General features: G+C 73.3%; 5 protein-coding genes. 3 read left to right on the forward strand and 2 right to left on the reverse strand.

Features of this window, described 5'->3' with window-relative positions:
- Nucleotides 1-10: 10 nt before the first annotated feature.
- From cydD to KUM03_RS12075, 3 genes are all read left to right on the forward strand, one after another.
- Nucleotides 11-3514, forward strand: a complete 3504-nt coding sequence (gene cydD, locus KUM03_RS12065) for a thiol reductant ABC exporter subunit CydD (RefSeq protein WP_217247029.1) — start codon at nucleotides 11-13, stop codon at nucleotides 3512-3514.
- A gap of 117 nt (nucleotides 3515-3631) precedes the next feature.
- A complete protein-coding gene (locus KUM03_RS12070) occupies nucleotides 3632-5314 on the forward strand; it encodes a GAF domain-containing protein (RefSeq protein WP_217247030.1) in 1683 nt (560 codons plus the stop codon).
- A gap of 122 nt (nucleotides 5315-5436) precedes the next feature.
- Nucleotides 5437-6480: a M23 family metallopeptidase gene (locus tag KUM03_RS12075; protein ID WP_217247031.1), complete on the forward strand. Its 1044-nt coding sequence runs from the start codon at nucleotides 5437-5439 to the stop codon at nucleotides 6478-6480.
- A 28-nt stretch (nucleotides 6481-6508) separates the two neighbouring features.
- On the opposite strand, the gene KUM03_RS12080 is transcribed toward KUM03_RS12075, so the two are convergent.
- Both KUM03_RS12080 and KUM03_RS12085 read right to left on the reverse strand, forming a co-directional pair.
- The gene (locus KUM03_RS12080) at nucleotides 6509-7396 is read right to left on the reverse strand and encodes an HAD family hydrolase (protein WP_217247032.1); all 888 of its coding nucleotides are present in this window, start codon (nucleotides 7394-7396) and stop codon (nucleotides 6509-6511) included.
- Nucleotides 7397-7444: 48 nt separating this feature from the next.
- On the reverse strand, nucleotides 7445-8350 hold the full coding sequence (locus KUM03_RS12085; RefSeq protein WP_217247033.1) for an LLM class flavin-dependent oxidoreductase: 906 nt from the start codon (nucleotides 8348-8350) through the stop codon (nucleotides 7445-7447).
- Nucleotides 8351-8455 lie beyond the last annotated feature (105 nt).

The raw sequence follows: 8455 nt of genomic DNA on the forward strand, positions 1-8455 counted from the left end.
GGTGTTTCACGTGAAACCCATCGACCCACGTCTTCTGCGGTACGCCCGCGCCACTCGACTCTTCCTGATGGCGGTCGTCGCTCTCGGCGCCGTCGGAGCGGGCCTGCTCGTCGCCCAGGCGATGCTCATCGCCGAGGTGGTGGTGGGCGCCTTCCAGCAGGACATGACGGCAGCCGAACTCCGCACTCCCCTGCTGCTCCTGGTGGGCGTCGCATGCGGTCGCGCGCTGGTCGGCTGGCTCACCGAACTGGCCGCGCACCGGGCGAGCGCGGCGGTCAAGTCGGAGCTGCGCGGCCGACTGCTGGAGCGGGCCACGGCGCTCGGCCCCGGGTGGCTGGGCGGACAGCGGACCGGGTCGCTGGTCGCCCTGGCCACGCGGGGCGTCGACGCTCTCGACGACTACTTCTCGCGCTACCTGCCCCAGCTGGGGCTCGCGGTGGTCGTCCCCGTCGCGGTGCTGGCCCGCATCGTCACCGAGGACTGGGTCTCGGCGGCCATCATCGTCGGCACCCTGCCGCTCATTCCGATCTTCATGGTGCTGATCGGCTGGGCGACGCAGTCCAGGATGGACCGTCAATGGCGGCTGCTGTCCCGGCTGTCCGGGCACTTCCTGGACGTGGTCGCCGGACTGCCGACGCTGAAGGTCTTCGGGCGGGCCAAGGCGCAGGCCGAGTCGATCAAGCGCATCACCGGCGAGTACCGGCAGGCGACCATGCGGACCCTGCGGATCGCCTTCCTGTCGTCCTTCGCACTGGAACTTCTGGCCACGCTCTCCGTGGCGCTCGTCGCCGTCACCATCGGCATGCGGCTCGTCCACGGGGACATGGCCCTTTACGACGGCCTGGTCGTGCTGGTGCTCGCACCCGAGGCATATCTGCCACTGCGCCAGGTCGGCGCCCAGTACCACGCGGCGGCAGAGGGCCTCGCCGCCGCCGAGGAGATCTTCGAGGTGCTGGAGCAGGCGGCACCGGCCGCGGGGACCGGCACCGTGCCGACCGCCGGCCCCCTGGTGTTCGAGGGGGTGACCGTCCGCTATCCCGGACGCGCCACAGACGCCGTGACGGACGTGAACTTCACCGTCGAGCCCGGGGAGACGGTCGCCCTGGTCGGCCCGAGCGGAGCGGGCAAGTCGACGCTCCTCAACACCCTGCTCGGCTTCGTGCGCCCGGTCGGCGGACGAGTCCGCGTAGGGGGAGCCGACCTCACCGACCTCGACCTTGAGCAGTGGCACGCCCGTGTCGCCTGGGTTCCGCAGCACCCGCACCTGTACGCGGGCACCATCGCCGAGAACGTACGGCTGGCGCGGCCCGACGCCGACGACGACGCCGTACGACAGGCGCTGCGGGACGCGCATGCGCTGGCGTTCGTGGACGCGCTGCCCGAGGGCACGGCGACGGTGCTCGGTGAGGGCGGCGGCGGACTGTCCGCCGGGCAGCGGCAGCGGCTGGCGCTCGCCAGGGCGTTCCTCGCCGACCGGCCCGTGCTGCTGCTCGACGAGCCGACGGCCGCACTGGACGGTGCCACCGAGGCCGAGATCGTGGCCGCGGTGCGGAGGCTGGCGGCGGGACGGACGGTGCTGCTGGTCGTGCACCGGCCGGCCCTGCTGGAGGTGGCCGACCGGGTGGTGCGGCTGGAGGAGCCGGCCGGCGCCGTCACGGCCCACGGCGTGCACGGCGCGTCACCGGCCGCACGGCCTCAGGCGGAGGCCGCTGACGCCCCGGCCCGAGCGGCCCTCGACGACCCGGTCACCGAGGCGGACAACGGAGGCGGAGTCCTCGCCAGAGTGCGCGCCATGTCAGCCGCCCGGCGCGGGCGGCTGGGTCTCGCGCTGTTGCTCAGCAGCCTGGCCCTGGGCAGTGCCGTCGGTCTGATGGCCACTTCCGGGTACCTCATCTCGCGGGCGTCCGAGCAGCCACCGGTGCTCTACCTGATGGTGGCCGTGACGGCGACGCGTGCCTTCGGAATCGGACGTGCCGTGTTCCGCTACGCCGAGCGGCTCGTGTCCCACGACGCGGTGCTGCGGATGCTGGCCGACACCCGCGTCGCGGTGTACCGGCGACTGGAGCGGCTGGCGCCCGCCGGACTGCGCCGCAGCCGCCGGGGCGACCTGCTGTCCCGGCTCGTCTCCGACGTCGACGCCCTGCAGGACTACTGGCTGCGCTGGCTGCTGCCCGCCGGTTCCGCGGTGGTCGTCTCCGCCGCGTCCGTCGGCTTCACCGCCTGGCTGCTGCCGGAGGCGGGCGCCGTGCTCGCCGTCGGCCTGCTGGCGGCCGGAGCGGGGGTCCCGCTGATCACCGGTGCCGTGGCACGAAGGGCCGAGTACAGGCTGGCGCCCGCCCGCGGTGTGCTCGCCACCCGGGTGACCGACCTGCTCACCGGCACCGCCGAGCTGACCGTCGCCGGCGCCCTGCCCGCGCGGTTCGCCGAGGCGCGCCGGGCCGACGGCGCGCTCACCCGGATCGCCTCGCGCGCCGCCACCGCCACCGCGCTGGGCGACGGACTGACCGCGCTGATCTCCGGCCTGACGGTCGCGGGCGCCGCCCTCGTCGGTGCCCAGGCGGTCGCCGACGGCCGGCTCACCGGTGTGGCCGTGGCCGTCGTGGTGCTCACCCCGCTGGCCGCCTTCGAGGCCGTACTCGGTCTGCCACTGGCCGTGCAGTACCGCCAGCGCGTCCACAGGAGTGCGGAGCGCGTGCACGAGGTGCTCGACGCTCCCGAGCCCGTACGAGAGCCGGAGACGCCCCGACAGGCCCCCGCGTCGCCGTTCCCGGTCGTCCTCAAGGGGCTGGCTGCCCGGTACACCGGGCAGGACCGGGACGCCCTGACGGGGCTCGACCTGACCCTGGCGAAGGGCCGCCGCGTCGCCGTGGTCGGTCCTTCCGGGTCCGGCAAGACGACCCTGGCCCAGGTGCTGCTGAGGTTCCTCGACACGGACGCCGGCTCCTACACGCTGGCCGGCGTGGACGCCTCTGCCCTGGCAGGTGACGACGTACGGCGGCTCGTCGGACTCTGCGCCCAGGACGCGCACCTCTTCGACAGCTCGGTGCGGGAGAACCTGCTGCTGGCCAGGAAGGACGCCACCGAGGGCGAACTGCGCGAGGCGCTGGAGCGGGCCCGGCTGCTGGAGTGGGCCGACTGCCTGCCCGAAGGTCTGGACACGCTGGTGGGGGAGCACGGGGCCCGGCTCTCCGGCGGTCAGCGGCAACGGCTGGCCCTCGCCCGGGCACTGCTCGCCGACTTCCCGGTCCTGGTGTTGGACGAGCCCGCCGAGCACCTGGACCTGCCGACCGCCGACGCGCTCACCGCCGATCTGCTGGCCGCCACCGAGGGCCGTACCACCCTGCTGATCACGCACAGGCTGGCCGGTCTGGAGGCCGTGGACGAGGTGATCGTGCTGGACGAGGGCCGGGCCGTGCAGCGGGGGGCCTACGCGGAGCTGGCCGCCGTGCCGGGTCCGCTGCGGACCATGGCCGAGCGGGAGGCGGCGTCCGAACTGCTGGTGGGAGCGGGGTGACCGGCTGACCGGGGCCGCCGCGGCCGCGAGCTGCCTCGACCCACCGTTTCCCGCAATTCACGATCCTCTCAGGAAATAGGACTTTCCAGAACAAAAGGGTCTCATTAGGCTCAGGTCATGCCCCCTGCACCGCTTCCCGGCCCGCAGCCGCCCCACCAGGGGACCCCGGCCGAGCTCCTGGCGCGGGTGCCGAAGCTGCTGGACGCGATGCGTTCCGTCGGCAGCGGACTGGAACTGCACTCCACGCTGAACCGGATCTGCGAGACGGCGGCCGACCTGGCGAGCGCCCGGTACGCGGCCATCGGCGTCGTCGACGAGGAGGGTGACGGCCTCGCCGAGTTCGTGCACCACGGCGTCGACGAGGCGACCGCCCGGCGGATCGGCCACCTGCCCGACGGGCACAAGGGCCTGCTCGGCGCCCTCATCCGCGACCCGGACCCGGTCCGGCTCACGGACCTGACCGAGGACCCGCGCTCCTGCGGTTTCCCCGAGCACCACCCGCCGATGCGCAGCTTCCTCGGCGTCCCCATCCGCGTACACGGCGAGAACTTCGGCAACCTCTACCTGAGCGACAAGCCGGCCGGGGAGCCGTTCAACGACTACGACCTCGCGATGGTCCGGGTCCTGGCCACCGAGGCAGGCATCGCGATCGGCAACGCGCGACTGTACGAAGCCGCCCAGCAGCGGGAGCGCTGGATCGACGGGTCGGTCGCCGTGACCACCGCGCTGCTCTCCGGGGGTGACATGGACGAGGCCCTCCAGGTCGTCGCCGAACAGGCCCGTCGGCTCTCCGGAGCGCGGGCGGGAATCGTGCTGCTGCCGGCCGACGGGGGCGGCCTGGAGATCGTGGCCGTCGCCGCACAGCACGCCACGAACGCCCTCGGCACGGTCATCCCGCCGGACAACGGCGTCGTCGCAGAACTGCTGGCCGGGCGCCCGGTGTTCGTGGACGACGCCGCCACCGACCCACGAACGGCGGCGGGGCCCGTGCGTGGCTACGGACCGATCATGCTGCTGCCCCTGTGCCGGGACGAGCGGGTCCTCGGCGGTCTCGTCATGCCCCGCGCCCGAGGTGAGCGCCCGTTCACGCGGACGGAGCGCGCGCTCGGCGACCGGTTCGCCTCGCAGGCCGCGCTGGCCCTGATGATGGCCGACGCCCAGCGCGACCGGGAACGGCTCGCCGTCTACGAGGACCGCGACCGCATCGCGCGCGACCTGCACGACCTCGTCATCCAACGGCTGTTCGCCACGGGAATGATGCTGGAGAGCGCGCAGCGCAGGGCGCTCGCGCCCGAAGTACGTGACGGAGTGGGCGGGGCCGTCGACGAACTCGACGTCACCATCCAGGAGATCCGCTCCGCCATCTTCGCGCTGCGGCAGCCCGCCGAGGCACCCGAGGCGCTGCGCACACGCGTGCTGCGCGAAGTCGCCATGGCCGCCGTGCCGCTCGGCTTCCCGCCCTCCCACCGCTTCGTCGGCCCGGTCGACACCGCCGTCGGTGACCTGACCGGCAAGAACCTCATCGCCGCGCTGCGCGAAACCCTGTCCAACGCCTTCCGGCACGCCGGCGCCACCCGGATCGAGGTGGCCGTCGATGCCACGGTGACGCTCCCGGACGGCCGCCCGGGGGTGCGGCTGACCGTCGCGGACGACGGTGTCGGGATCCCCGAGGGCGGACGGCGCAGCGGACTGCGCAATCTCGAGCGCCGCGCCGAAACCGTCGGGGGCACCAGTCGGACCGGGCCGGGCATCGGTAGGGACGGCAGCGGTACGACGGTGCTGTGGGAGGCCCCGTACTGAGCACCGTCGCCGCCGCGTTGCCCCATGTGCAGCAGCGGTACTGCGCCGTGTGCAGCAACGGGTCCCCCACTCGTACGAGCTGAAGGAGACCCCGCGCCCCCGCGCGGTCCACGATCGCTGACATGCGCTCACCTCGCCGTCATCCGCTGCTGGCTCCGGTGCTGCTGTGCGCGCTCGCCGTGCTCGCCGCCCGTCCCACGGACGCCGGGGACGAGGACGGCGGCTCCGCCACCGGCGCACAGGTGGCGCGGCTGTACGCGGACGCGGCCACGGCGACCCGGCAGTACGAGGACGGGCGGCGCGAGGCCGAGGCGCAGCGCTCGAAGGCCCTGGAGTACGAGGAGCGGCTCGACCGGCAGCGGCGGAAGATCGACGGCATGCACGAGGATCTGGGCCGGATCGCCCGCGCGCAGTACCGCGGCAGCGGAGGGCTGCCGCTCACCGCCCAGATGCTCCTGGCCGACGACCCCGACGAGCTGATGCGCGGTCAGCACGCCCTCACCCGGGCCGATGTGGCCGTGAACAACGCCATCGGCCGGAGCCTGCGGGCCGAGGCCCGGCTCGCCGCCGACGAGGCGAAGGCGCAGGCCGCCTGGCGGGCGCTGGAGGAGCGCAACGCGGAGCTGGCCGAGCTGAAGAAGGAGATCGAGGGCAAGCTCGAGGCGGCGCGGGCGCGTCTGGAGGGGGAGGCGGACGCCTCGGTCACGGCCGGTTCGTGCCCCGGCGCGGTCCGCCTCGACCAGCCGGACGAGGACTTCGACCGCTCCTGGGTCGCACCGGTGCGGACATACGCGCTGTCGGCGTCCTTCGGCAGCGGCGGGGCACGCTGGGCGAACCGGCACACCGGTCAGGACTTCGCGGTGCCGGTCGGGACACCGGTGCGGTCGGTCGGCGCGGGCCGGGTGGTGAAGGTGTCCTGCGGCGGGGCCTTCGGCATGCAGGTCGTGGTCCAGCACGCCGGCGGCTACTACACGCAGTACGCCCATCTCGCCGCGGTCGCCGTCGATCAGGGGGACCGGGTCCGGCCCGGCCAGTGGGTCGGGCAGTCGGGCAGTACCGGCAACTCCACCGGCCCGCATCTGCATTTCGAGGTGCGGGTGACACCCGAGGTGGGCTCGGCCCTGGACCCGGTGCCGTGGCTGTCGGAGCGCGGGGTCTCGCTCTGACGGGCCGGGGAGCGCCGCCGGGCGGACGCTAGGGCAGGTCCGCCAGGATCCGTTCGATGACCACGGCCACCCCGTCCTCGTTGTTGGCGACCGTCCGCCCCGACGCGGCGGCGACCACGTCCGGGTGTGCGTTGCCCATGGCGTACGACCGTCCCGCCCAGGTGAGCATCTCGACGTCGTTCGGCATGTCACCGAAGGCGACGACCTCCTCGTGCGAGATGCCGCGCTCGGCGCAGCACAGGGCGAGTGTGCTGGCCTTGGAGACCTCCGGGCCGCTGATCTCCAGCAGGGCGCTGGGGCTGGACCGGGTGACGTTGGCGCGGTCGCCGATGGCGAGGCGGGCCAGCGTGAGGAAGCCGTCGGGGTCCAGCTCGGGGTGGAAGGCCAGGATCTTGAGGACCGGCTCGTCGGCGGCGCGACCGCCCGGCGCCAGGATCTTCTCGGCGGGCAGGAGGTCGTCGGGAACCTCCATGTGCAGCTTCGGGTACGCCGGCTCCTGGTGGAACCCGTACGTCTGCTCGACCGCGTACACCGTGCCGGGCGCCGCCTCGCGCAGCAGCCGCACGGCGTCCAGCGCGTTCTCCCGGGCCAGCTCCCGGACCTTCACGAACCGGTGCGTGCCGGGGCCGCCGTGGAGGTCGACCACGGCGGCGCCGTTGCCGCAGATGGCGAGGCCGTGTCCGTGGACGTGGGCGCTGACGACGTCCATCCAGCGGGCGGGGCGGCCGGTGACGAAGAAGACCTCGATGCCCGCCTTCTCGGCGGCGGCCAGCGCGGCGACCGTGCGCGGGGAGACCGACTTGTCGTCTCGCAGCAGGGTGCCGTCGAGGTCGGTGGCGATGAGCCGCGGGCGGAGTACTGCGGCCGGGGGCTCGGGCTGTCGGGTCGCTGAGGTCACCCGGTCATTGTCCCGCATATGCCTGCACGCCCGTGCGCGACTCTGCACATATGTGAGCTACGGCTCTCATGCCCGCAGCTGAGCCGGGGCCTCCATGGCGATCCGCTCGAAGACCTTCTCGTCCGCCGTGAAGTCCGAGTCAGGGATCGGCCAGTGGACGACGAGTTCGGTGAAGCCCAGGTCGCGGTGGCGGCCGGCGAAGTCGACGAAGGCGTCCACGGACTCCAGCGGCCGGCTGCGGTCCGGCGTGAAGCCGGTGAGCAGGACCTTGTCGAGCTCGCTCACCTCCCGGCCGATGGCGGCGCAGGCGTCGGCGAGCTTGTCGGCCTGCGCCCGCAGGGCCCGGTCGGACTGCTCGGGGGTGCCGTGCTCGAAGAGCTTCGGGTCACCGGTGGTCACCCAGGCCTGCCCGTACTGCGCGGCGAGTCGCAGACCGCGCGGCCCGGTCGCGGCCACGGCGAACGGCAGCCGGGGCCGCTGCACACAGCCCGGGATGTTGCGGGCCTCGTGGGCCGAGTAGAAGTCGCCCTCGTAGGACACCGCGTCCTCGGCCAGCAGCCGGTCCAGCAGCGGGAGGAACTCGTTGAACCGGTCGGCACGCTCACGCGGTGTCCACGGCTCCTGGCCGAGCGCGGTGGCGTCGAAGCCGGTGCCGCCGGCTCCTATGCCGAGCGTGACCCGGCCACCGGAGATGTCGTCGAGGGAGATCAGCTCCTTGGCGAGCGTCACCGGGTGCCGGAAGTTCGGCGAGGTCACCAGGGTGCCCAGGCGCAGACGCTCGGTGACGGCCGCGGCGGCGGTGAGGGTCGGAACGGCGCCGAACCACGGGCCGTCCCGGAAGCTCCTCCAGGACAGATGATCGTAGGTGTACGCGGTGTGGAAACCGAGCTGCTCGGCGCGCGTCCAGGCCGAACGGCCGCCCTCGTGCCAGCGACGGTACGGCAGGATCACGGTGCTCAAGCGAAGACTCATGCTTCCGAGCCTAAGTGTTGTCCCGTAAATGATCTCCGGCATGCCGGTCGACCAGTGCTGTTGCTTCTCAGCCGGTCAGTGTGAGGTTGTGCAGGCGGGCGATGC

It is taken from the genome of Streptomyces sp. AC602_WCS936 (genome assembly GCF_019049125.1).
GTDB lineage: Bacteria > Actinomycetota > Actinomycetes > Streptomycetales > Streptomycetaceae > Streptomyces.

What these genes read in the sequence shown, in the direction of transcription:
- KUM03_RS12070 (WP_217247030.1), top strand. Translation starts at nt 3,632, where the DNA reads ATGCCCCCTGCACCGCTTCCCGGCCCGCAGCCGCCCCACCAGGGGACC.
- KUM03_RS12075 (WP_217247031.1), top strand. Translation starts at nt 5,437, where the DNA reads ATGCGCTCACCTCGCCGTCATCCGCTGCTGGCTCCGGTGCTGCTGTGC.
- KUM03_RS12080 (WP_217247032.1), bottom strand. Translation starts at nt 7,396, where the DNA reads ATGCGGGACAATGACCGGGTGACCTCAGCGACCCGACAGCCCGAGCCC.
- KUM03_RS12085 (WP_217247033.1), bottom strand. Translation starts at nt 8,350, where the DNA reads ATGAGTCTTCGCTTGAGCACCGTGATCCTGCCGTACCGTCGCTGGCAC.